The following is a 22853-nucleotide window of genomic DNA, read 5'->3' on the forward strand; positions in this document are numbered from 1 at the left end:
GAGTCCGGGCCGGCGCCGGGCCGATCCGGCGGCTGACCGCCCGGCCCGGCGCCCCCGCCGATTCCGGCCCTCGGGGCCGCTCAGGCCCGGCTGCCTCGGCGGGCGCCGCGCCGCCACCAGGGCACCGCGAGGAGCACCACGGTCAGCACGGCGGCGCCACCGAGACCGAGCGCGATGGGCAGCGTGCGTGACGTCCCGCCGGGGGCGTCCTCGCGCTCGCCCTTCACCGGCACGACGGGCTGGTCGTACTTCTTCTCCTCGGGCGCCACGAGGTGCCCGACCGAGGCGCCGCGCGGGAGCGCGAAGCCCCAGTTGAGCAGGGCGGCCGACTCGCCGAGGCTGCCCAGCGGCGCGGTCTCCGCGCCGAGCAGCGTGATCGCGAGCCGCCGACCCTCGCGTTCGGCCACGCCGACGTACGTCTGCCGCGCGAGATCCGTGAAGCCCGTCTTGCCTCCGAGCGTCCCCGGATAGTTACCCAGCAGCGTGTTGTCGTGGGTGATGCCGAAGGCCGGGTTGGCCGGTCCGGCCGGGATCTGCGCCTGCGTGGTGGCCACGTACCGGCGGAAGTCGTCGCGGGCGAAGGTGGCGCGCGCGATCAGCGCGAGGTCGTAGGCGCTGGTGTACTGGCCCGGGCCGTCCAGGCCGGAGGGGGTGGCGGCGTGGGTCTGGTTCGCGCGCAGCCGGTGCGCCTCCTCGTTCATGGCGTCGACGCCGCCCTGCCGGCCGGCGCTGCCCCCACCCACGCGGGCCAGGACGTTGGCGGCGTCGTTGCCCGAGCGCAGCAGCAGCCCGAGCCACAGGCTCTCGACCGAGTACCGGCCGCCCGGGACGACGCCCATGACCGAGCTGGCGGGATCGAGGTCGGCCAGGTCGGCGCGGGTCACCTCGACCATCTGGGTGGGATCGAGGCGCGGCATGAGCGCCGCGGCCAGCAGCAGCTTCTGCACGCTGGCCGGCGTCCGGTGCTCGTGCGGCCCGCACCCGCCCAGGACCTCGCCGGTCTTGAGGTCGGCCACCAGCCAGGCGGTGGCGGTGACCGCCGGCGGCTTGGGAGCGCCCGCCGGGATGGCGAGCCCCGCCGTCGCGAGGGCTTCGCCGCCGACGGCCCGCTCCGCGGCGCCGACCGGCGGCGGCGACGGCACGGCGGGCGGTGGCACCGGTGGCTTCACGGCGGGGCACGGGACGTACGGCGTGGCCCGCGCCCGCGTCGGGGAACCGGCCAGCGCCCGCTGTGGCGGCGTGGCCGCGACGACGGGCAGGGTCAGCAGGGCGCCGAGCGCCGCGAGGGTAACCCGAATGGTGGTCACGCTAACGTACGGTAATCGGCCGTTCACCGGACAAGGCCGGTTTTCGGGAAGTGGCCCGCGGCGGAACGGCGCGCTCCGGAGGGATGCGCGGCGGCCGGGTGTGGCCGAACCATTGTCGCGTCGCGCCTGTCCGACAACCGACGTCCGCCGGTCGGCGGAGTTTCGCGATGATGAATCTCCGTTAGCCTCCCGGCATGGCTGGATCTCGATCAGACACCGTTGTCCCGATGGTCTCGGCAATTCTTCCCAGTGGCCGGGAGATCCTCATTCCCGCCACCGCGGATGGCGCCACACAGGGGCCGCTGTCCGGGCCGGAGGGCGATTTCTCGGACGTCGCCTTTCACCTGGAGTTCAAGGACCTGGTGGACACCGCCACCGAGATCGCCCAGCTGCTGCGCCGGAGCATGGAGAAGATCCTTCCCCAGAAGGCGACCGTCGAACTCAGCATCGGAGTCGACGCGAAGTCCGGGCAACTCACCGCCTTCTTTGTCGAAGGCAGCGCGAATGGGGCCCTGAAACTCACCCTGGAGTGGGGCGGACAATCACAAGAGTCGGCATGACGACAGCACTCGAGGCCCTGCTGCGGCAATGCACGGTGCTTCTGCTCGACGAACACGAGTCGGGGGCCGGAACGGGATTCTTCGTCGCCGAGAATCTCATCCTCACCGCGGCTCACGTGGTGCTCAAGGCCGACGGCAAGGTCCGGGGCCGGTGGGGCGGCACCACCCTCGGGCCGCTGGAGGTGGCGTGGTGCCGTCCGGAGCGCGCCGGCGTCGACGGCAGGTGCCCGCTGCCGGACCTGGCGCTGCTGCGCGTGGTGGACGACTCGGCCGCCGGCCACCCGTGCGTCCGGCTCGGTGACCACGACCCCGGGCCCAACCTGCTCGCGGACGGCTACACCCGCGGGGTGGCGGGAGGGCTGGCGGCCGACAGCGCCCGGTTGCGGTTCGAGAGCTTCCGCGAGGAGTCCGGCTACGAGCTGATCAAGGCGAAGGACTCGATCATCGACGACGGGTTCAGCGGGGGACCCCTGCTCGACCTGACGACCGGGGACGTCGTCGGAGTCACCAAGGCACAGCGCGCGGGACGGCTGCCGCTGGGCGGAATAGCGGTCGGCGTACGGACGATCCGCGACCGGTTCCCGGAGCTGTGGGCGGCCAACGGACGCTTCCACCGGGCGGACCGGCGATGGGAGTTCGCCCGGCTGTGCGGCGCCAGTACGCAGGACGCCGGGTCGGCCGTCGGCGACCTGCTCACGCTGGTGCGCGACACGGTACGGCAACGCCCGGTCATCGTCCCGTCCCGCCCGACGAGCGCCGACGTCCACCAGATCCCGTCGGTGCGGGCCGAACGGGGCGCCGGCGCGGCGTCGGCGGCGCCCGTGGGCACGAGCAGCGTCGACGACGGCGGCACCTGGCACGACGACGGGGTGTTCCGGTGGGCGCCGCTGCGCGTTCGCTGGCCGGCCGCGGTCCTGTCGGGGATGCCCGGGGTCGGCAAGTCGTACCTGCTCAACACGCACGCCGAAGCGCTCGCCGCGGACGGTCTCGAACGCCTCGCGGAACCCGACGCGGCGCCGCTGGCCCTTCCGGTCCCGATCCTCGTCGACTGCGCGGCGCTGGGCGCGGCATTACCGGACCGGGCCAGCCGGGACGGCGTCATCGGCGCGCTGCTGGACACGTTCCGGGCCGCCGCCGAGCCCGACCCGGACGGCCACGACTGGTCCGCCCTCGGCGCGGTGGCGCGCCTCGCGTACGCCGACGGGCGGCTCGTCACGTGTCTCGACGCGCTCGACGAGGCGGGCGTACGGGAGCGCGAACGCGTCCTCAGGGCGCTGACGTACCTCGCCGAGCGGGGCAACCGGGTCGTGGTGACGTCGCGGCCCCAGCCGCGGCTGCGCGACGACACGGCGAAGCTGGCCGGCTGCTTCCGGGGCGAGGTCGTGGGGTTCTCACCCGGGCAGACGTTCGCGTTCGCGCGCGCCTGGTTCCACGGCGAGCCCGGGCTCGCCGAGCGGTTCGAGGCCGGCCTGAAGGACCGGTCGGAACTGCGGGACCTCGGTCGTGTTCCGTTGCTGGCCGCGTTCCTGTGCCGGCTCGTCTCCGAGGGCGACGACGTCAACGCGCTGCCCACGTCCGCCGCGACCCTGTACGAGGCTGTCGTCGCCGCGGCCCTGCGCGGGCAGTGGAGGGACGCGTCGCGGCGCGCCGTCGACCCGGACAACCCGCCGGACGCCGGGCTGCGGCTGCGGGTGCTCACCGACGCGCTGGCCGCCCTGACCCGCACCTGGCGCTCCCGCGTCGACCGGTTCCCGGTACCCGACTTCGACGACGGTCTCGCCGCCCATCCCCACCACCGTCGTGCCGTCCTCGCCGCCGAGGCGCGGATGGCGGCGTGGGCCGCGCTGCAACCGCACGACCGGGGCCCGCAACGCCACCCGTCCCCACTGCGCTGGGAGTACCTGTTCGACGGCCTGCTGGTCCACGACGCCGGCGACGGCGGCAACACGATGCTGCGCTTCGCCCACCCGGTCCTCGGCGAGTACTGCGTGGCGGCGCACGTGGCCGGGCTGGACGACGACGCGCTGCGCGACGTGGTCCAGGAGCACCGGTGGTTCGACCCGTCGTGGGACCAGATCTGGCCGCTGTCGGCGGCGTTGATGGACGAACCGGACCGGCTCGTACGCCTGTTCCTCGACACCGAGGGCGACGCGTGGCACGAACAGCTGTTCCTGGCCGCCCGGTGCGTCGTCGGCGCGGTGGAGCGGATCGCACCCGACCTCGCCGGGCGGGTGGTGAGCGAGGTCGCCGGCGTGGCACGCGCCTGGCATCCCTTCGACCGGGACCGGGCCCTCACCCACCTCGGCGAGCTGGTCCGCGCCGGCGTCCCCGGTGCGGTCGGTGCGGCTCGTGAGCTGGCCGCCGACACGGCGCTGCGGCGCCGCACCCGCCTGTACGCCGCCGCCGCGCTCGCCGAGGTCGCCGACGGGCACGGGCTCAAGGTCGCGCGGGAGTCGGTGGCCGACCGGGGCGTTCCCACCACGTACCGCGCGTGGCTGGCGCGCGCCGTCGTGCTGTCCGGCGACCAGGAGGGCCTGGACAAGGTCGCGTACGCGGTGCGCCACGCCCGCCAGGTCGGCGAGCTGCGTCTCCTCCTGGCCGCCATCCCGGTCGAGATCAAAGCCGGTGCGGACCTCGTGGAGAGCGTGCTGCGGGACCACAACGCGCCCCTCGCGATCCGCGCCGCCGCCGGCCGCGCGCTCATCCGGATCGCCAGCGCGCACACGGTCACCGTCGCGAAGAGCCTCGCGGCCGATCCGCTCACGCAGTGGACGCTGCGGGCGGACCTCATCGCCGACCTGCTCGCGATCGGCGAGGTCGATCTCATCCCGGACGGCGTCACCGTCCTGCACGACCCGAGCGTGACCGGCGCCCCTGCGGTCGCCCTGCTGGAGAGCCTCGTCCGCAGCGGCGAGACGGCCGTCCTGCGGTACGCGCGGACGATGCTGGGCAGCCGCCACGTCGAGTGGTGGCACCGGCGACGGCTGGCCGAAGCCGTGGTCGAGCTCGGCGCGGAGGGCGTCGAGCTGCTGCGGGGACTGGTCGACTCGGCGCTCGCGGTGGACCTCAAGCTCCGCCCGCTCGTGGCCCTCGTCGAGGTCGGCCTCGCGCTCGACGTCGCCAACCGGGTCGTGGGCGACCCCGGCGCGCCCGCCTGGATCCGGACCCGGGTCGCCCGCGCCCTGCTGCGCGCCGGCGACCAGGCGATCGACCTCGACGCGGTGACCGAGCTGGCCTGCGAGCCCGAACCCGACCACCACTTCCAGGGCGAACTCATCGCCGCGATGGCCGAGCGGGAGCTGGCGCAGGCCGAACCCGCGGCCATCGCGCTCCTCAAGCGCCAGCGCGACGGCGCGGGCAACGGCACCTACAGCGGCGACAAGGCCCTGACCGGCGCGCTCGCGACGGTCGGGCGCGGCGGGACCGACCTGCTGTCCCGCATCGCCGCCACCGCCGACCTCGCCGAGGAGGACCGCGCGCTGGCCGTCATCGGCCTGGCCGACGTCGACCCGGCTCTCGCGGGCCGGCTGGCCGGACCCCTGCTCGACCAGTTCACCGCGTTCGTACGGTCGCGCGTGGTGATCATCCTGGCAGAGAAGGGCGCCACGGAGATCGCCGGTGACCTGACCGCCCTGCTCGCCACCGACCCGGAGGCGTACACCGCGCTGTTCAAGCTGCTGGAGGGCACGCGGGCCGACCGGGAGCTGATCGCACGTCACCTTGCGCTGGGGCGCGAACCCTCACGGCAGCCGCCACGGGCGGACGGCCGCTTCCAGCTGGACGACGCCTACCTGGAGGGCTGCGGCCTCACGTGGACGTCCGCGGCACAGCGGAACCGGTTGCACGCCCGTGTCTGGGACCTTCTCCAGACGCGGGTGGGCGCCAAACTCGTCGCGTTCCTGACCTCCGGGCAGGTCGCCGAGTTCGAGGAGCTGAGCAGCGACGAGGAGCGGCGTGAGTTCCTCGCGTCGCGGGCCTCCGGTTACGAGGAACTGGTCGACCACGAGGCGGCCCAGGTCCAGCGGGACGTCCGGGAGGGCCGGGTCGACGTCGACGACCGCGAGGAGCTGGCACCGCTGCCGCTGCTGTCGTACACCGCCGCGCTGCTCGCCGAGTGGCTCGACACCATCCGGACCAAGGGGCACGCGGCGGCCGTGGAGTTCCTGCGGGCGAACCAGGCGATCCTCGTGTCCCGGGAGGCGCTGACCGTCCTCGACATCGCCCGCCAGATCGATCGCGGCTACGGCGTACACGAAGGGCTGTTCTTCATCGTCAGCACCGCATCGGAGCAGGGACTCCCGGCGGCCACCCAGTTCCTGCTCGACCGCGACCACCGGCACGACGTCTACTGCGCCCTCCTGGCCGAGGACAACGGCAACGCGCTGCTCTACGCCGGGCTCGGCGGCATGATGCTCTCCCCGGAGTCGGCGTCGACCTACTTCTACGCCGCGCTGGGCGCCACCATGGTCGGGCTGACCAGTCTCGGCGTCACCCTGATGCGGTCGAGCGACCGGTTCGCCGACGACGAGCAGCGGGGGCAGGGCCGGACGACGATCCGCCGCGAGGGGCAACGGCTGGGCTGGAGCGCGGAGGTCGTCCGCGACCTGCTGGAGGCGCTGCGCCCGCCGAAGGACGGCGAGGCGGAGGCCGATCCACAGTGAGCGGCAGGACGACGAGGAAGGCCCAGCCGGCGCCCGGGCGGCGGGCCGCGACCTGCGACGTACGCGGCGACGGCCGGCGTTGCGCGCCGCTCAACGAGATCGTCGTCCGCGACCCGGGCAGCGGGGCCGTCGAGGCGTACGCGGCGTGCTCGTGCGGGCGCCGGTACCCGCTGCCGTGGACGACGCGGGCGCGCCTGCTCGCGTTCCTGCCCGGCGCCGGGCTCGTGACCCGGGGCTCCGGCACCATCGCGGCCACGGCCCTCGACCAGCTCGTGTCCCGGACCGTCTGGCCGGCGGACAGCGACCGCAGGTTCGCCAAACGCGGCGTCGTGCCGGTCGGCACGCCGGTGCTGCACGAGCCCACCGCGCCGGCCCCGCTCATCACGACGGGCCTGGTGACGCTCGCGTTGCACATGTCCTCGGTCATGCGCCAGGCGCGCGGGATCGGCCTGGCCGGCAACCAGGTGGGCGTGCCGGTCCGGGTCCTCGTCCACAAGCTCGGCACGGTGGCGCCGGAGACCCTCGTCAACCCGGAGCTGCTGCGGTCGTCCGGCACCTGGGAGTACACGGAGGGCTGCCTGTCCCTGGACGTGCCGGAGACGGCGGCGCGGGTGCTCCGCCCGAGGACTGTTCTCGTCAGGGCGGCCGGCATCGACGGCAGGGCCCTCGTGATGATGGCCGACGAGCTGTTCGCCCGGGTGCTCCAGCACGAGATCGACCACCTGGACGGTGTCGAGTACGTGCAGCGGCTCACCGGCCCGGAGCGGGCGCGGGTCTACCAGGTGATGCGGGACCAGGGCGTCGACGTCGCCGTGATGCCGCCCCGGCCGTACGGCGGGCCGGCGCCCCGCTAGTGGGACGCCGGCCCGCGGGCCGTCAACCGTCGGCGCCCAACGCCGACACCGGGCTGACGCGGGACGCGCGGCGGGCCGGCAGCACCCCGGCCAGCGCGGTGAGGACGACCAGCGCCACGAACAGTCCCGCGAGCGGCAGCACCGGCAGCACCAGCGGTGCGTTCACGCCGAGCATCTCGACCGTGAGCCAGGCGTACGGGACGCCGAGCAGCAGGCCGAGGCTGGCGCCGATCAGCCCGTAGAGGCCGGACTCGGCGGTCAGCATGGTGCGCAAACCGGGCCGGGACAGGCCGATCGCGCGGAGCAGACCGGACTCGCGTACCCGTTCCACCACCGACAGCGCGGTCGTGGACCCCACGCCGACCACCGCGATCAGGACGGTGAGGCCGACCAGGCCGGACGCGATCCACACCAGCGTGCCCAGCACCTCGTCGTTGCGGTCCCGCTCGTCGGCGAGGACCACGAGACCCACCCCGTCGATGCCCCCGATCGCCTGCCGTAGGGCCCGCACGGCCGCCGTGCGGCCGTCCTCGCCGGGGCGGGCCGCGTCGGCCAGCACACCCGTGCGGGTGCCCGGGACCCCCAGCCGGTCGAGGTCGCCCGGGTCGGTGAGGATGCCCGCGTGCAGGGGGCCGGTGTCGGGCAGGACCGCCGCGACCCGCACCTCGACGGTCCGGCCGGCGAGGGCGAGCGCGGCACGGTCACCGACCCGCAGCCCGGTGTCCCGGGCGACCCAGCCGCCCAGCGCGATCCGGCCGGGACCGCGCTCGGCCAGGCTGCCCTGCGCCACGTCCAGGTCCCGAGTGGTCGGCAACGCCGGCAGGTCGAGGTCGGTGGTCGGGTAGCCGGACTCGGCGGTGCCGAGCCGCTCGCCGCCCCGCACGAGGGTGACGTCGCCGATCCGCCGGTACGGCACCACCCGGGTCAGGTCGCCGCGCGCGGCCTTGACCCGCGTCACGACGGCGGCCGGCAGGGGCGCGCCGTTGGCGCCGGACACCTCGAAGTCGGCCGGCGCCGACAGCGCCAGCTCCCGGTCGGCGAGTTCCCGCATCGACGCGCCGCCGATGGCCACCGCGGAGATCAGCGTCACGCCGAGCGCGACCACGACCGACACCGCGGCCGCCCGGCGGGGCGTCCCGCCGATCCCGCCGACGGCCAGCCGGCCGAGCGGCCCGAACTGGCGCAGCGGCCAGCCCACCACGGCCAGCACCGGGCGCACCACGAGCGGCCCGAGCGCCACCAGCGCGAAGAACGCCATCGCGCCCGAGCCGACGAGCAGGAACAGGCCGGGCATCGGGTCGTAGGACTCCTGGTCCGGCCCCGGCAGGCGGGTGAACGCCGCGCCGCCCGCCAGCGCGGCGCCGGCGACCAGCACCAGCCCGGACAGCAGTCGCAGCACCCCCACGCCGCGCCGGCCCGCGGTGGTGCTCGCCGCGCGCAGCGCCTCCAGCGGGGACACCCGCGACGCGGTGAACGCGGGCGCCAGCACCGCGAGGACGGTGAGCACGACCGCTCCCGCCACGACCGCGAGCGCCGCCGCCAGCGGAACGCCGGGGGACGACACGGCCAGGCCGGCGGCGCGCAGCAGTGGCGGGACGCCGTGGCCGACGGCGAGGGCCGCGAGCACGCCGACGGCACCGGCGACCAGGCCGGTGAGCGCTCCCTCGGCGGTCAGCGCGCCGACGAGGGAGCCGCGGGCCGCGCCGACCGCCCGCAGCAGCGCGAGCTGCCGCATCCGCTGGGCGAAGACGATCCGGAACGTCGACGTGACCACGAGGGCCGCCGCGGCGACCGCCACCGCGACGAACATGCCGACGAGGGCGAACAGCTTCGCGACCTGCTCGGCCGCCGCGTCCGCCTCGGCCTGGCGGACCTCGGCGCCGGTGCGGATCTCCGGTTCGGCGGGAAGAGCCACGGCCACCCGGTCGCGGACGGTCTCCGCCGGCACGCCCGGGGTCATCCGCAGGTCGATCCGGTTGACCGTAGTCAGACCGGCCCACGCGCTCACGGCGGCCTGCGGGGCGTACGCGTCGTAACCGGCGTCGTCGGAGGTCTCGACCATTCCGGTGACGGTGAGCCGGGTGGGTGTGCTCCGCTCGCCGCCGAACCCGCGCGTGACGGCCCCGACCCCGAGACCCAGCCGTTCGGCCGTACGCCGGGTGACCGCCAGTTCCCCGGCGGCGTGCGGGTAGCTCCCCGCCACCAGCCGGACCGTGGACAGCGGGCCGGCGCCGGGGTCGGCCCGCAGGTTGAGGTACGACTCACCGACGCTCACGCCGATCTCCAGCCGCCCCACCGCCTCGGCGACACCGGGCACGGCGCGGACCGTCGACAGCGCCTCCACCGACGGCGGTTGGTCGGGACCGCCGATCACCAGGTCGGTGGCGGCCGGGGTGGCGCTCAGGTTGTCCCGGGCGGTGCCCTCGGTGATCTGCTGCGCCAGCACGGTGCCGAAGACGACGAACGACGCGACGAGCACGGCCAGACCGGTGAGTACCAGCCGGCCGGGCCGGCGGGCGGCGGCACCCACCTGCGTCCGCAGGATCGCGGCCCTCATGCGCCGGCCGCCAGGTCACGCAGCGCGTCGGTGACCGAGCCCTGGTCCGGATCGTCGATCTCCCCGGCGATCCGGCCGTCGGCGAGCAGCACCACCCGGTCGGCGTACGCGGCCGCGACCGGGTCGTGGGTGACCATGACGACGGTCTGCCCGAGGTCGCGTACCGAGTTCCGGAGGATGCCGAGCACCTCCGCGCCGGAGCGGGAGTCGAGGTTGCCGGTCGGCTCGTCGGCGAAGACCACCTCGGGACGCGACACCAGCGCCCGGGCCATCGCCACCCGCTGCTGCTGCCCGCCGGACAGCTCACTGGGCCGGTGGCCGAGCCGGTCGCCGAGCCCGAGCACGCCCACGAGGTGCGCGAACAGCTCCCGGTCGGGCTGCCGCCCCGCGAGGTCGAGGGGGAGCGTGATGTTCTGCGCGGCGGTGAGCTGTGGCAGCAGGTTGAACGACTGGAAGACGAAGCCGACCCTCTCCCGGCGTACCCGGGTGAGCGTCCGGTCGGACCGACCGCTGAGGATGGTGCCCCCGAGCAGGACGGTGCCGGACGTGGCCGTATCCAGGCCGGCGAGGCAGTGCATCAGCGTCGACTTGCCGGACCCGGACGGTCCCATGATCGCGGTGAACGCGGCCCGGCCGAAGCCGACCGAGACCCCGTCCAGGGCCCGCACCGCGGTGTCGCCGCTGCCGTACACCTTCACGAGGTCGACGGCGGCGACGGCGGCCCGGCTCGTGTCGGGCGGGGCGGGGGCGTGCGTGGTCATTCTTCCTCCAGCGTCGTCTGCTCGGACCGGGCCAGCCTCGCCGCACCGGGCGGGCCGGCACATCGGTCCGCGGCCGGGTATGGGCGGCACGGGGTCTGCCTTTCGGCCGATCCGCCGCCGCCACCCGGCTGGCTACGCTGGGTCACGATGAACGAGCCGGGACTGCGACGTTGGTGGGTACGCCTGGCCCAGGCCGCCGGCCTGGTGGCGACGGGCCTGCTCGTCCTGTTCGACCTGCGGTACGGCACGTCGGTGGGCTTGAGTCCCGCAGCCCTGCTGCTTCTGCTCGTGCGGATGGGGCTGGCGGCGGCCACGGTGCCGCTCTGGTTGCCGGTGCACCGGCTGGGCTCGCGGCGGCTGCCGGCGGCGGCACTGGCGCTCGCCGCCGCGTCACTCTTCGTGACCCTCGCGATCCGGCTCGTCGCCGACAGCGGCTACCTGCTCGGCGGTAGCTGGGGGCTCGCCGAGTCGGCCGGGCTGGTCGCCGTGGTCTTCGCGGTGACCCGCTGGGGCGCGGCCCGCGTGGCCCCGTGGGCGGCCACGGCCACCGGACTCGCGGCCGCCGCCATTCCGCTGCGCGCCGGCGCCGACAGCGTGTACGTGATCTTCGGGTTGCTCCAGGCGCTCGCCGCGGTGGGCGCCGCCGCCGTCGGCGTCTACCTGCGCGTGGTGGCCGCCGGTCGCGCCCGCGCCATCGCGCTGGTACGCGCCGAGCAGCGCGCCGAGTTCGCCCGCGACCTGCACGACTTCATCGCCCACCACGTGACCGGCATCGTGGTGCAGGCGCAGGGGGCCCGGTTCGTGGCCGAGCGGGACCCGCAGCGGGTGATCGCCGCCCTCGAACAGATCGAGCGGGCCGGCGCGGAGACCATGGCGTCGATGCGCCGGATGGTCGGGATCCTGCGCAACCCGGACGCGGCGCCGGACGCGCCGCTGGCGCCGCTGGCCGGCGTCGCCGACCTGACGCCGTTGCTGGACGGGTTCAACGGCACGGCGCGCACGCCGGCGCGGCTGCACGTCGACGGCGCGCTGGACGGGCTGCCGGTGGAGGTCTCCACGTCGGCGTACCGGGTGGTGATGGAAGGCCTCACCAACACCCGCCAGCACGCTCCCGACGCCCGCTCCGTGGACGTGTTCGTGCGCCGCACCCCCGACTGGCTGCTGGTGCGGGTGGCCGACGACGGGACGGCGCCGCGCACACCGCCCGCCCGCGGTCACGGCTTCGGGCTGGTGGGCCTCACCGAGCGGGTACGCGCCCTCGGCGGCTCCGTCACGGCCGGCCCCGGCGTCGCCGGCGGCTGGGTGCTGGACGCGGCGCTGCCGCTGCAACCGGCGGCGGTCCGATGATCCGGGTGCTGGTCGCCGACGACCAGGCGATGGTCCGCACCGGTTTCGGCATGATCATCGGGGCGCAGCCCGACATGGCGGTGGTCGGGGAGGCCGCCGACGGTGTCGCGGCCGTCGAACAGGCCCGGCGCCTGCGCCCGGACGTGGTCCTGCTGGACATCCGGATGCCCCGCCTCGACGGCCTCGAGGCGCTGCGGCTGCTCGCCGGGCCGGGCGTCGCCGACCCGGTCCGGGTCGTCGTGGTCACCACGTTCGACCTCGACGAGTACGTGCACACCGCCCTGCGCAACGGCGCCTGCGGCTTCCTGCTGAAGGACTCCGGCCCGGCGCTGCTCGTCGAGGCGGTCCGGGCGGCGGTGTCCGGCGACGCTCTCATCAGCCCGTCGATCACCGTACGGCTGCTGGAGCACCTCAGCCCGCCCGCCCCGGCCCGCGACGACGCCGGGCTGTCCCCCCGGGAGGTCGACGTGGTGCGGCTCGTCGCCCGCGGCCTCACCAACGCCGAGATCGCCACCCGGCTGTACATCGCGGTCGGCACGGTCAAGACCCACCTGGCCAGCGTGCAGACGAAGCTCGGGGCGCGGAACCGGGTGGAGATCGCCGCCTGGGCCTGGGAGCGGCGCCTGGTCAGCTGACGTCCGCGCCCGCTCGCCTCGTCGTCGTACGCCGTCAGCGGTGGTCAGCCGCCGACGCGGGTCGGCCCGCCGCCGCTGCCGCGGTCGTCGAGCACGAGGGGAGCGCGGCCCCGCACCGCGTACCGGATGTGGGTGACCTCCGGGGTGGGGATCACGCGGATCGGGTCCAGCTCGATCGCCTCCTTCTCCCCGAGGTCCAGGTCGGCGTCGAGGAGCCGCAGGCCGGTGCCGAGCACGACCGGTACGACGTGCAGCTCCAACTCGTCCAGCAGGCCGGCGCGCAGCACCTGCCGGACGAGGTTGCCGCCGCCGGCCACGGCCACGTCCTTGCCGCCCGCGGCGGCGCGGGCCTGCTCGACGGCGGAGGCCACCCCGTCGGTGACGTACGTGAAGCTGGTGCCGCCGCGGCGTTCGACCCGCTGGCGGGGCCGGTGCGTGACGACGAAGACCGGCGCCCGGAAGGGCGGCTCCTCACCCCAGGGCACCTCGCCGCCGTCAGCCATGCGCCGGCCCATCACGTACGCCCCGGCCGCCTCGAACGTCTCGGCGATCACGTCGGAGTTCGTGTCCCGCTCGCCGCCGGTGAAGCCCTGCCGCTCGCGCCAGGCCATCCCCTCGGTCACCCACCGGGTGATCCGGAAGAACTTGGCGCTCTCGGCCGACTCCATCCAGTCCCCGTCACCCGTGTGCTGCGGGCCGGCGTAGAACCCGTCCAGCGACACCGACATCTGCGCGGTCACCCTGGTCATCTCGTTGCTCCTCGTCCGTCGGCGGCACCCCGCCCGGGGTGCGCGTTCAGCTCACGGTCGGAGCCGGCGACGGCGACCCGACACGATGCCGGTGTGACGACGGTCACCTCCTCGCGTCCCCGTGCGGGGGACGAGGGGCCCCCGGGGTCAGGACGCCGTGCCGGCGGCGGCCGCGCGGGCCATGAGCATCGACCGCTCGTGCCGCGTCGGCGCGAGGTCGGCGGCACGCTCCCACTCCTCGGCGGCCTCGACGTGCCGGCCGAGGCGCAGCAGGAGGTCACCGCGTACGGCGCCGAGCAGGTGGTAACGCGCCATCCGGGGGTCGTCGCGCAACGCGTCCACGGCGTCGAGCGCCGCCGCGGGCCCGTCCACGTGCAGCACCGCCACCGCGCGGTTGAGATCGGTCACGGGTGACGGTGCGATCTGGACGAGCGCGTCGTAGAGGGCGAGGATCGCGTCCCAGTCGGTGTCCTCGTAGCGGGCGGCGCGCGCGTGGCAGGCGGCGATCGCGGCCTGGACCGTGTACGGGCCGAGTGGCTTGCCGAGCGCCCGCGCCCGGCCCAGCGCCCCCAGCCCGTGCGCGACGAGGGTCCGGTCCCACCGGGAGCGGTCCTGGTCGGCCAGCAGCACCGGTCGGCCGTCGCGTCCGGCACGGGCGGCGAACCGCGAGGCCTGCAGTTCCATGAGGGCCACCAGGCCGTGCACCTCGGGTTCGCGGGGCATCAGCGCGGCGAGGACCCGACCGAGCCGGATCGCCTGCTCGGCGAGGTCGCGGCGTATCCACCGGTCGCCGGACGTGGCGGCGTATCCCTCGTTGAAGATGAGGTAGACGACCTCCAGGACGGCGGCGAGCCGGGCCGGCAGCTCGTCGGCGTCGGGCAGCGTGAACGGCACCTCCGCCTCGGCGAGGGTGCGTTTGGCCCGGGAGATGCGCTGGGCGACGGCGGGCGTCGGGGTCAGGAACGCCCGGGCGACCTCCTCGGTGGCGAGCCCGCCGACCATGCGCAGGGTCAGCACGGCCCGCGACTGCCGGGACAGGACCGGGTGGCAGGCCACGAAGATCAGGGTGAGCAGGTCCTCGTCGCTGGCCGTGTCGGCCGGTGGCGCGTCCCGCAGGTCCGTGGCGAGCTGCGCGTACCGGTCCGCGCGCAGCCGGTCCCGCCGGATCAGGTCGATCGCCCGGCGCCGGGCGACGGCCGCCAGCCAGGCGGCCGGTTCCGCCGGTACGCCCTCCCGCGGCCACTGGGCGAGCGCGCACACGAACGCCTCCTGCGCGAGATCCTCGGCCAGCCCGACGTCCCGCACGAGCCGGGTGAGGGAGGCGACCAGGCGCGCGGAGTGCATGCGCCACACCGCCTCGACCGTGCGCCGCGCGTCCATTCCGCCTCCCTCTCCCGCTCTCGTGCCGTCAGCCCCGCGCGTGCTGCGCCCGTACCTCCGGCGTGTACTCGTCGGCGAAGTCCCCCGGCTCGATGTAGGGGCGGATCTCCAGCACCGACCGCACGCCGGTGTCCGGAGAGTCGGGGCACTGCCGCGCCCACTCCACGGCCTCCTCGACCGAGCCGACCTGCCAGAGCCAGTACCCGCCGATGACCTCCTTGGATTCGGTGAACGGCCCGTCGACCACCGACGTGGTGCCGCCCTCGAAGACCACCTGGACACCGTCGGCGCTGGGCCGCAGCCCCCCGCCGTCGAGCATGATCCCGGCCTTGACCAGCCGCTCGTTGTAGTCCGCCATCGCCGCGATCACCTCGCGCGTGGGGGTGAGCCGATGCTCGTCCGCTCCGGCGAACTTGATCAGCACCATGACCTTCACGACGTTCTCCTCGCTCGTACCTGCCGGCCCCCGGCCGGCGTCCTCACCCAGGGGTCGAACGGGCCTCGGTGGCTTTCGACATGGCCGGCGAAAAAGTTCGCATAGTCCGGCGTCAGTGCGGGTATGACCTTCCACACATCGCCGCGGGTCCGGGGCGGCGTCGCCCCGACCGCCTCCCACGGTCGAGGGCGCCGGCTGCCGCACCGGTGACCGCCGGGTGCCGAGGGCGCACCGCCGTGACCCGCCGGGGGAGCGATGCGGCCTCGTCGACACCTACGGAGGTGACCAGCATGCTGTCCGACAAGCCAACCGCCCGCCCGCCTTGGGCGTCCACCGGTCTCCGCGCGCGGCGCGGGCGGCCCGCCCGCCGGGTCGGGTGATCCCCGTGTCCGCCGTGTCCCTACCGCGCCAGGCCCGCACCACCCCGTCGGTTCCCGCGACGTACGTGCGCCACCTGCGGTCGAGGCTGCTGGAGGCCGAGGCCGGCCTGACCGCCATGACCGAGAGGTACGACCGCACCAAGGCGCGCTTCGACCGCTGTTACGCCCGCCGCGGCATCACGCCCGACACCGACATCGTCAACTACATCAACGCGAAGTCGATGAACCCGGAACTGGCGTTCTGGTACGCCAAGGTCGAGCACTTCCAGCGCGAGGTGGCCGCGTACGGTGCCGCGCTCACGGGGCTCGACGCCGCACGCCGGATGCTCGCCGACGACGCCTACGGCGCCCAGGAGTACGGTCGCCCGCGCGGCGGGCGGCGCGCCCTGAACCGGGTCGGCTGACCGCCGCACCGACGGCGCGACCCACCCCGGCCCGGCCCGGACGGGCGTCCCCGGCGAGCGCGAACGCCGGTTGATCGGCGGTCCGAACAGGTCGGATACGGTGGCAGGCGTGAGCGAGACGGCCCGGGTGACCTGGTACGGCCACAGCACGGTGTGGATCGAGGACTCCGGCACCCGGCTGCTGACCGATCCGCTGCTGCGGGACCGGCTCGCCCACCTGCGCCGCCGCCGCGGCCCCGCTCCCCGCCTGCCGGGGGCGCCGGACGCCGTCCTCGTGTCGCACCTGCACGCCGACCACCTGGACTTCGCGTCGCTGCGCCGGCTGCCGCGCGACACGCCGCTCGTGCTGCCGGCCGGTGCCGCGCGCCTCGTACGCCGGGCGCTCGGCTCGGCCGCGGGCCCCTGCGTCGAGCTGGCCCCCGGCGACACGACCACGATCGGCGGGCTGACCGTCGCGGCCGTCCCCGCGGCCCACGACGGTGGACGAGGTCCCTGGTCCCGGCACCGGGCGCCCGCCGTGGGCTACCTGGTGCACGGCCGCGCCCGTACGTGGTTCGCCGGGGACACCGGCCTCTTCGACGAGATGGGCAAGCTCGGGCCGCTCGACCTGGCGCTGATCCCGGTGGGTGGGTGGGGTCCCACCCTCGGCCACGGCCACCTCGACCCGGCGGCCGCCGCCGAGGCGGTACGCCGCGCGGCGGCCGCGTGGGCCGTGCCCATCCACTACGGCACCTTCTGGCCGATCGGCTGCGACCGCGTCCGGCCGGACCGGTTCCTGCCGCCGGGGGAGGACTTCGCCCGGCACGCCGGAGAGGTCTCGCCCGGTACCCGGGTGCGGGTGCTGCACCCGGGCGACTCCTTCGCTGTGACCGGCTCATGACGGCGACGCTCGCCCCGCTGGGCTGGCTGGTCGTCGTGGTGCTCTTCGGCTCGGTGGTCCCGGTCGTGCCCACGGGTGCGGCGGTCAGCGGCGCGGCGGCCCTCGCGGCCCACCAGCATCCGCTGACCGTGCTCCTCGTGGTGGCCGCCGGCGCGCTCGGGGCGTACGTCGGCGACCTGGCGACCTACGTCGTGCTGGGCTGGGGCGGGGAGCGCATCGCCCGGCGGCTGCACTGGCTCCGCGAACCGCAGCGGTTCGAGCGGATGTCGGCGCGCGTACGCGAGGGCCGCGTCTCGATGCTCCTGGTGTCGCGGCTGATCCCCGGTGGTCGCGTCCCGGTGCTCCTGGCCGGCGCGGTGGCCGGCCTCACCTGGCGGCGCTTCGCCGTGGCCAACGCCCCGGCCAGCGTGACCTGGTCCGTGCTCTACGCCGCGATCGGCGTCGTCGGCCGGGCCGTCTTTCCCGAACCGTGGCAGAGCGTGCTCGCCGCGATCGCCCTCGTGCTGCTCGTCAGCCAGGGGCTCGGCTGGTGGAGCCGGCGGCGGACGGCGCCGGTTCGTCCACCGGCGACGCCATGACCGGCACGGACACCCCCGGCCGCTCGGCGAGCGCGGCCGGCACGACCTCGTCCGGTCGGGGCGCGATCTCACCGGTCTCGGGCCTGTTCGCCTGCGCCGGCTCGTCCGGCCCGCGGAGGCCGAGCCCGCGCAGCCACGCGAGCAACTGCCGGTGTACGGAATCCGGGCCGACCAGTTCCCCGTCCTGCGGCCAGCCGGCCGGATGGACCAGCAGCGCCTCGCTCTGCCAGCCGCCCAGGCCGCCGTGGCTGCCGACCAGCTCCTCGAAGGCCGCCACCTCCTCCAGGCTCGGGTCCACCGCACTGATCACCACGAGGTCGCCCACGTGCTCCATCGCCTGGTGGCGCAGCAGGTCGGCGCGCGCCCTCGGCCCGTACGGCGTCAACGGGTCGACGCCGTCGACGTGCCCGTCGCGCAGCCGGTGGGAACCCCGTGGCCCGATCGCGACCGGCCCGGCCGCGGAGTCGACCACGACCACGCCGATGCCGGGGTGCGCGGCCAGACCCGCGACGAGCCCCGGCGCGACGGCGTCGATCCGCTCCCGAATCAGCCGGCCCGGCTGGCGGGTCAGGTAGATCATCGCCAGGTTGCCGGAGGCCACGACCACGGTCTCCGGGTCCGTACGGGTCGCCGCCTCCTCGCGGTCGGCCGGGCCCAGGCTCACCTCGCCGTCGGGCCGGGACCGGGCGGCGACCCGCGTCGCGGCGGCGGTCACGCCGCCCCGGCCGGCGACCTCGGTGAGCAGCGCGTTGACCCGTCCCCACTGCTCGACCCGGCCGGCGGCCTCGACGCTGGTCGTGGTGGCGGCCGGTGGCCGGCCGTCGGTGGCGGGTGACGGCGCGGCGAGCCGCGACACCACCTGGGCGAGTGATTCCCCGTAGCGCTGGCGGAACGTGGCGCCCTGGCTCTGGCCGTGGTCGCTGAGCACCACGATGTGGTAGCGCCGCGCCGCCTCGGCCGCGAGCCGCTCCAGGATGCCGAGGGTGTGATCGAGCGCCTCCAGCGCGGCCATCGCCTCGGGGCGCGCCGGACCGGCGTGGTGGGCGACCTCGTCGTAGTCGACGAAGTCGCAGAAGATCACGGGTGTTCCGCGGGCCATCTGCTCGGCGATGAGTGACACGTTGAGGTCGTTCAGCAGGCTGGCGAGCGGACGCAGAGCCAGGTAGGAGCCACTGCGGTCGCCCCGCGGCTGGACGCCCCGCCGGCGCTGCCGGCGTGCCTCGTGCAGCTCCCGCAGCATCTGCCCGGCGCTCAGCACCACGGCGCGGGCGAAGCCGTACGGGCTGGTCATGAACGCGGCGTAGCCGGGGGTGGACCGGCCGGGCAGGCCGGCGCGGCTCACCGTGAGCAGGCTGGTCGGGGCGTCGCCGGAGAACGCTGTGCTGATGCTCACGCCGCCGTCGCGCAGGAGCCCTCGGCCGGTGGACAGGCGCCGCTCGACGTCGGCGGCGTCCCGGGGACGGCTCGTCACCACGAGACGCCCCGGCCGCTGCGCCGTGCCCTTCTCGTACCACCGGTACGCGGGGACGTGACGGACGTCACCGTGGAGCAGGCCGGCCTGGGCCGCCGGGGTGGTGGCCGGCAAGCCCGTGTGCCAGCGGGTCATCCGGTGACTGCGCGAGCGCAGCCAGCGGCCGATCGTCGGGAGGTTGCCGGCGCGGACCGCCCACTGGACGAGTGGGGCGGCGACCCCGTCGAGCTGGATGACCAGCAGACCGTCAGCCTGCTGGTCGTCGTCCGGCCGCCCCGCGGCGGCCCGGCCCCGTCGGGCGGAGGTCCGGCGGCGGCCCGTCGCCCGGCGGACCCGGGTCATGAGCCGCAGCGTCTCGCTGACGAACGTGTCGTCGGTGCCGGCGTCGGCGAGCCAGTTCACGATGTTGGCGAGCGCCACGGCGAGCCACGCCGCCACGAACGCGACCGCGAACCCGGCGACGTGCGCCTTCGGGTCCAGGCGCAGCGCCACGTACATGACCACGGCCTGGACGCCCACGCCGATGGCGAGAGCGCCGAGACCGCCGAGCGCGGTCGCGAGGGCCAGCAGCAACGGGCGCAGCACCGCGCCGAGCACGGTGACAAGGGCGACCAGCCACAGCATCGCCACCAGGCCGCTCGCGGTGACCCCGGGCAGAAGCCAGAGCGTCGTGGCGAGCACCACGAACGAGGTCGCCATACTCCGGATCAGCGCGCGTACCCGGGCGACGGTGGGCCGGTAGTCGCGCAGCACCCGCAGGCTGACCCGGACGGGCTCGGGCAGCCTGTGGCGCTTACGGGCATCCACCTGCGGCTCCATCCTCGCCACGATGCCACATCCGGGCTATCAAGATCGACAAGAGAGGACTGCGTCACATCCCGTGCGAGTATCCGTCGCGCTCGTTGCCGTCGCCCACACCCGGCGTCCGCCGCCCGGGCGTCCGCCGTCAGGGTTGGAGGTGGGCGTCGACCATCGTGAGCAGGGCGGCCGTCGCCGCGCTGACCCGGCGACCCGTGGCGGTGGCCGCGTGCAGCGCCCACTCCAGCGACTGGTCGGTGACCGGCAGCGCCCGCACCTCCGGCCCCGGCGGCACGGCGCGGACCGGCAGGATGGCCACCCCGAGCCCGTGCCGGACGAACTCGGCCGCGACCGTGACGTCGGCCACCTCCATGGCGATCTGCCGGGTCAGGCCGGCCGCGTTGAACGCCTGGTCGTTGGTGGTGCGGTTGGCGTAGCCGACCGGATAGTCGATGAACGGTTCGTCCGCCACGTCCGCCAGCACCACGCTGTCCCGCCCGGCGAGCCGATGCCCCGCCGGCACCACGAGCACCTGGGGCACCGGCAGCAGCATCCGGGTCCGCAGGTGCGGAAACGGCCGGCGGCTCACGCCGAGGAACGCCACGTCGATCTCACCGTCGACCAGCGAGCGGGCCAGGCCGGCCGAGCCGTTCCAGGTGGCGGCCCGCAACCGGAGCACCACCCGTGGGTGCCGGGTGTGGAACTCCCCGAGCAGGCCGGCGAAGTCGATCCCGCCGACGCCGGTCAGGCAGCCGACCACGACCGTGCCGCGCAGGTCCCGGCCGACCTCGTGCACCGCGTCCCGGGCCGCCTGGGCGGCGTCGAGGGTGGCCCGCGCCTGCGGCAGCAGCGCCTCGCCGGCCTCGGTCAACAGCACCCCGTGCGCGCCGCGTTCGAACAGGGTCGCGCCCAGCTCCCGCTCCAGCGCGGAGATCGCCGCGGACACCGCCGACTGCACCACGTGGAGCCGGTTCGCCGCCCGGGTGAAGCTGTGTTCGGCGGCCACCGCGGCGAAGTACTCCAGGTGCCTCAGTTCCACGCCGCCCAGGATCACACACGCCGACCGCCGGTCGCCGGAGCGTGGGCCTCCCCGAACGGGTCGGGGAGTGGCGACGACCCGGCCCGGCCGGCCCGTCGGGACCGCCGGGCACGGGCCGCGCCACCACGGCCGGACGGGTCGCAGGTGTCAGATCGCCCCGCCGTTGGCGTACAGCACCTGGCCGTTGACCCAGCGGCCCGGGCCGGCCAGGAACGCCACCAGCTCGGCGATGTCCTCCGGGGTGCCGATGCGCTCGAGCGGCGGCTCGGCCGCCATCCGGGCGATGGTCTGCTCGTCCTTGCCGTCGAGGAACAGCGAGGTCGCGGTCGGCCCGGGGGCCACGGCGTTCACGGTCACGTCCCGGCCGCGCAGCTCACGGGCCAGGATCAGGGTGATCGCCGAGACCGCGGCCTTGCTGGCCGCGTACGCGCTGTAGCCCGGCCGGGAGAACCGGGTCAGCGAGCTGGAGAAGTTGATGATGGCGCCGCCGCGGCGCACCCGGCGGGCGGCCTGCTGGTCGACGGCGAACGCGCCGCGCACGTTCACCCGCAGCATCCGGTCCAGCTCATCCAGGTCGAGGGTGGCCAGCGGCGCGAGCTTCATCATGCCCGCGGCGTTCACCACCACGTCGACGCCGCCGAACCGCTGCTCCGCGGCGTCGAAGAGCGCGGCCACCGCGTCCTCGTCGGCCACGTCCCCCCGTACGGCGATGGCCTCCGCGCCCGCCGCGCGGGCCTCCTCCACCGCCGCCTCCGCCTCGGCCTGGTTGCCGATGTAGCCGACCACGAGGGCGTACCCGTCGGCGGCCAGGCGCGCGACGACCTGGCGCCCGATGCCCCGGGAACCGCCGGTGACGATCGCGACGCGTCCTGACGTGTTCATGTTCCTGCTCCTCCTGCTGTCGGCCGGTGGCCTGTCGACACAAGCCTGGACCGCCGGGCGCATCGGATCCAACGAATCCTGGAGATGCCCCGCATCAGCGGAACTGATGAGGGTGGCGCCCGTGGTACGTTCGGCGCCGCCGTGCGCCACGCTGGTGCGAGCTGAGGAGGTGAGACCCATCAACGCTACGACGGATCGGGGCTCCCTCCCTCGCATGGCCTAGGGAGTGCCCGACAGACGGCACCCCGGAAGGCGGAACACGTCATGCGCTTCACCTCCCAGACGTCCCGTGACGGCGTCACCGAACAGCTCTTCACCCTCGGCGAGATTCCCGGCGCCCTGTGGACGCCGGACGGCGCCGCCGGCGCCCGTCCCCTCATCCTCTTGGGCCACGGCGGCGGCCAGCACAAGCTGGCTCCCGGCATGGTGGCTCGCGCGCGCCGCTTCGTGGCCGAGTGCGGCTACGCGGTCGCGGCGGTCGACGTGCCCGGCCACGGCGACCGGCCGACGGACCCGGAGTACGACCGGATCGCGACCGGGAACCAGGCTCGCGTGGACGCGGGGGAGGACCTCGCGCCACTGATCGCCGGTTTCCAGGCGCTCGTCGCCCGCCGTACCGTCCCGGAATGGCGGGCGGTCCTGGACGCCGTCCAGGGCCTCGACCATGTCGGCGCCGGTCCCGTGGGCTACTGGGGGGTGTCGTTGGGGTGCGGGCTCGGCGTTCCGTTCGTCGCCGCCGAGCCCCGGGTCCGCGCGGCGGTCCTGGGCCTGGGCGGGGCGCTCGCCTCGGCCGAGGCCGCCGCGCGGATCACCGTGCCGGTGGAGTTCCTGGTGCAGTGGGACGACGAGCGGGTGCCGCGGGCCCAGAGCCTGGCGCTGTTCGACGCCCTGGCCTCGGCCGAGAAGACGCTGCACGCGAACCCCGGCAGGCACGGGGAGATCCCCGCGCACGAGCTGGACAGCAGCGTCCGGTTCTTCGCCCGCCACCTCGGCTGACACCGCCGCGGCGGGCCGCCACCGGGAGCACGGTGGCGGCCCGCCGCGCGTCGGGTCAGTTCGGGTTCTCGCCGTGGGTCAGGGTCTCCCAGGCGACGAAGAGGTTGTTGGTGCTCGCCGGGCGCTGCTGCTGGGTGAGGGTCTGCGTGTTGGTCATGGCGTTGCCCAGACGGTTGGC

Annotated in this window: 18 protein-coding genes; 9 read left to right on the forward strand and 9 right to left on the reverse strand. The window is 75.2% G+C overall.

Annotated elements, in window-relative coordinates:
• Positions 1–80 precede the first annotated feature (80 nt).
• Positions 81–1298 (reverse strand): D-alanyl-D-alanine carboxypeptidase family protein, encoded by a 1218-nt coding sequence (locus tag D7193_RS27205; RefSeq protein ID WP_377456374.1) that lies wholly within the window; start codon positions 1296–1298, stop codon positions 81–83.
• 203 nt (positions 1299–1501) lie between these two features.
• On the opposite strand from D7193_RS27205, the gene D7193_RS33560 reads away from it, so the two are divergent.
• From D7193_RS33560 to D7193_RS33565, 3 genes are read left to right on the forward strand one after another with little or no spacing between them, the layout of a single operon-like run.
• A complete protein-coding gene (locus D7193_RS33560) occupies positions 1502–1867 on the forward strand; it encodes a CU044_2847 family protein (RefSeq protein ID WP_158674877.1) in 366 nt (121 codons plus the stop codon).
• Positions 1864–6528, forward strand: a complete 4665-nt coding sequence (locus D7193_RS27210) for a trypsin-like peptidase domain-containing protein (RefSeq protein WP_158674878.1) — start codon at positions 1864–1866, stop codon at positions 6526–6528. The genes D7193_RS33560 and D7193_RS27210 overlap by 4 nt, the downstream gene beginning before the upstream one ends.
• Positions 6525–7382, forward strand: a complete 858-nt coding sequence (locus D7193_RS33565) for a peptide deformylase (protein ID WP_158674879.1) — start codon at positions 6525–6527, stop codon at positions 7380–7382. The genes D7193_RS27210 and D7193_RS33565 overlap by 4 nt, the downstream gene beginning before the upstream one ends.
• A 22-nt stretch (positions 7383–7404) precedes the next feature.
• On the opposite strand, the gene D7193_RS27220 is transcribed toward D7193_RS33565, so the two are convergent.
• Both D7193_RS27220 and D7193_RS27225 read right to left on the reverse strand, forming a co-directional pair.
• The gene (locus tag D7193_RS27220; protein WP_120782462.1) at positions 7405–9939 is read right to left on the reverse strand and encodes an FtsX-like permease family protein; all 2535 of its coding nucleotides are present in this window, start codon (positions 9937–9939) and stop codon (positions 7405–7407) included.
• Positions 9936–10700 (reverse strand): ABC transporter ATP-binding protein, encoded by a 765-nt coding sequence (locus D7193_RS27225; protein WP_120782463.1) that lies wholly within the window; start codon positions 10698–10700, stop codon positions 9936–9938. The genes D7193_RS27220 and D7193_RS27225 overlap by 4 nt, the downstream gene beginning before the upstream one ends.
• Positions 10701–10847: 147 nt before the next feature.
• On the opposite strand from D7193_RS27225, the gene D7193_RS27230 reads away from it, so the two are divergent.
• A complete protein-coding gene (locus tag D7193_RS27230; protein ID WP_120782464.1) occupies positions 10848–12047 on the forward strand; it encodes a sensor histidine kinase in 1200 nt (399 codons plus the stop codon).
• Entirely contained in the window at positions 12044–12682 is a 639-nt protein-coding gene (locus tag D7193_RS27235; protein WP_120782465.1) for a response regulator, read from the forward strand. Before D7193_RS27230 ends, D7193_RS27235 begins: the two co-directional genes overlap by 4 nt.
• A gap of 44 nt (positions 12683–12726) precedes the next feature.
• On the opposite strand, the gene D7193_RS27240 is transcribed toward D7193_RS27235, so the two are convergent.
• From D7193_RS27240 to D7193_RS27250, 3 genes are all read right to left on the reverse strand, one after another.
• The gene (locus D7193_RS27240) at positions 12727–13431 is read right to left on the reverse strand and encodes a dihydrofolate reductase family protein (RefSeq protein ID WP_120782466.1); all 705 of its coding nucleotides are present in this window, start codon (positions 13429–13431) and stop codon (positions 12727–12729) included.
• Positions 13432–13578: 147 nt separating this feature from the next.
• Positions 13579–14811, reverse strand: a complete 1233-nt coding sequence (locus tag D7193_RS27245) for an RNA polymerase sigma factor (protein ID WP_120782467.1) — start codon at positions 14809–14811, stop codon at positions 13579–13581.
• 28 nt (positions 14812–14839) lie between these two features.
• Positions 14840–15238: a YciI family protein gene (locus D7193_RS27250; RefSeq protein ID WP_241563534.1), complete on the reverse strand. Its 399-nt coding sequence runs from the start codon at positions 15236–15238 to the stop codon at positions 14840–14842.
• A 394-nt stretch (positions 15239–15632) separates the two neighbouring features.
• Here D7193_RS27250 and D7193_RS27255 point away from each other — a divergent pair, with 394 nt between their 5' ends.
• From D7193_RS27255 to D7193_RS27265, 3 genes are all read left to right on the forward strand, one after another.
• Positions 15633–16031, forward strand: a complete 399-nt coding sequence (locus D7193_RS27255; protein WP_120782469.1) for a hypothetical protein — start codon at positions 15633–15635, stop codon at positions 16029–16031.
• A 109-nt stretch (positions 16032–16140) separates the two neighbouring features.
• A complete protein-coding gene (locus D7193_RS27260; RefSeq protein WP_120782470.1) occupies positions 16141–16911 on the forward strand; it encodes an MBL fold metallo-hydrolase in 771 nt (256 codons plus the stop codon).
• On the forward strand, positions 16908–17489 hold the full coding sequence (locus D7193_RS27265; protein WP_120782471.1) for a DedA family protein: 582 nt from the start codon (positions 16908–16910) through the stop codon (positions 17487–17489). Before D7193_RS27260 ends, D7193_RS27265 begins: the two co-directional genes overlap by 4 nt.
• Here the strand turns inward: D7193_RS27265 and D7193_RS27270 are convergent.
• The 3 genes from D7193_RS27270 to D7193_RS27280 all read right to left on the reverse strand — a co-directional run bounded on the left by D7193_RS27270 (position 17422) and on the right by D7193_RS27280 (position 21679).
• Positions 17422–19779 carry a phage holin family protein gene (locus tag D7193_RS27270; RefSeq protein WP_120782472.1) on the reverse strand — a complete coding sequence of 786 codons (2358 nt, stop codon included), beginning with the start codon at positions 19777–19779 and terminating at the stop codon, positions 17422–17424. The genes D7193_RS27265 and D7193_RS27270 overlap by 68 nt on opposite strands.
• Before the next feature lie 127 nt (positions 19780–19906).
• Positions 19907–20797 carry a LysR family transcriptional regulator gene (locus D7193_RS27275; protein WP_120782515.1) on the reverse strand — a complete coding sequence of 297 codons (891 nt, stop codon included), beginning with the start codon at positions 20795–20797 and terminating at the stop codon, positions 19907–19909.
• 147 nt (positions 20798–20944) lie between these two features.
• Complete coding sequence (locus D7193_RS27280; RefSeq protein WP_120782473.1) at positions 20945–21679, reverse strand: SDR family oxidoreductase; 735 nt, start codon at positions 21677–21679, stop codon at positions 20945–20947.
• A gap of 264 nt (positions 21680–21943) precedes the next feature.
• Between D7193_RS27280 and D7193_RS34390 the strand changes: the two genes are divergently transcribed.
• A complete protein-coding gene (locus D7193_RS34390) occupies positions 21944–22675 on the forward strand; it encodes a dienelactone hydrolase family protein (protein ID WP_120782474.1) in 732 nt (243 codons plus the stop codon).
• Positions 22676–22853: the final 178 nt, after the last annotated feature.

The sequence above is a fragment of the Micromonospora costi genome, from assembly GCF_003626655.1.
GTDB classification, from domain to species: domain Bacteria; phylum Actinomycetota; class Actinomycetes; order Mycobacteriales; family Micromonosporaceae; genus Micromonospora; species Micromonospora costi.

Excerpts from the sequence above, each read along its gene's own strand:
- D7193_RS33560 (WP_158674877.1), top strand. The coding sequence starts at position 1,502 with ATGGCTGGATCTCGATCAGACACCGTTGTCCCGATGGTCTCGGCAATT.
- D7193_RS27210 (WP_158674878.1), top strand. The coding sequence starts at position 1,864 with ATGACGACAGCACTCGAGGCCCTGCTGCGGCAATGCACGGTGCTTCTG.
- D7193_RS27220 (WP_120782462.1), bottom strand. The coding sequence starts at position 9,939 with ATGAGGGCCGCGATCCTGCGGACGCAGGTGGGTGCCGCCGCCCGCCGG.
- D7193_RS27225 (WP_120782463.1), bottom strand. The coding sequence starts at position 10,700 with ATGACCACGCACGCCCCCGCCCCGCCCGACACGAGCCGGGCCGCCGTC.
- D7193_RS27230 (WP_120782464.1), top strand. The coding sequence starts at position 10,848 with ATGAACGAGCCGGGACTGCGACGTTGGTGGGTACGCCTGGCCCAGGCC.
- D7193_RS27235 (WP_120782465.1), top strand. The coding sequence starts at position 12,044 with ATGATCCGGGTGCTGGTCGCCGACGACCAGGCGATGGTCCGCACCGGT.
- D7193_RS27240 (WP_120782466.1), bottom strand. The coding sequence starts at position 13,431 with ATGACCAGGGTGACCGCGCAGATGTCGGTGTCGCTGGACGGGTTCTAC.
- D7193_RS27245 (WP_120782467.1), bottom strand. The coding sequence starts at position 14,811 with ATGGACGCGCGGCGCACGGTCGAGGCGGTGTGGCGCATGCACTCCGCG.
- D7193_RS27250 (WP_241563534.1), bottom strand. The coding sequence starts at position 15,238 with ATGGTGCTGATCAAGTTCGCCGGAGCGGACGAGCATCGGCTCACCCCC.
- D7193_RS27265 (WP_120782471.1), top strand. The coding sequence starts at position 16,908 with ATGACGGCGACGCTCGCCCCGCTGGGCTGGCTGGTCGTCGTGGTGCTC.
- D7193_RS27270 (WP_120782472.1), bottom strand. The coding sequence starts at position 19,779 with ATGGAGCCGCAGGTGGATGCCCGTAAGCGCCACAGGCTGCCCGAGCCC.
- D7193_RS27280 (WP_120782473.1), bottom strand. The coding sequence starts at position 21,679 with ATGAACACGTCAGGACGCGTCGCGATCGTCACCGGCGGTTCCCGGGGC.
- D7193_RS34390 (WP_120782474.1), top strand. The coding sequence starts at position 21,944 with ATGCGCTTCACCTCCCAGACGTCCCGTGACGGCGTCACCGAACAGCTC.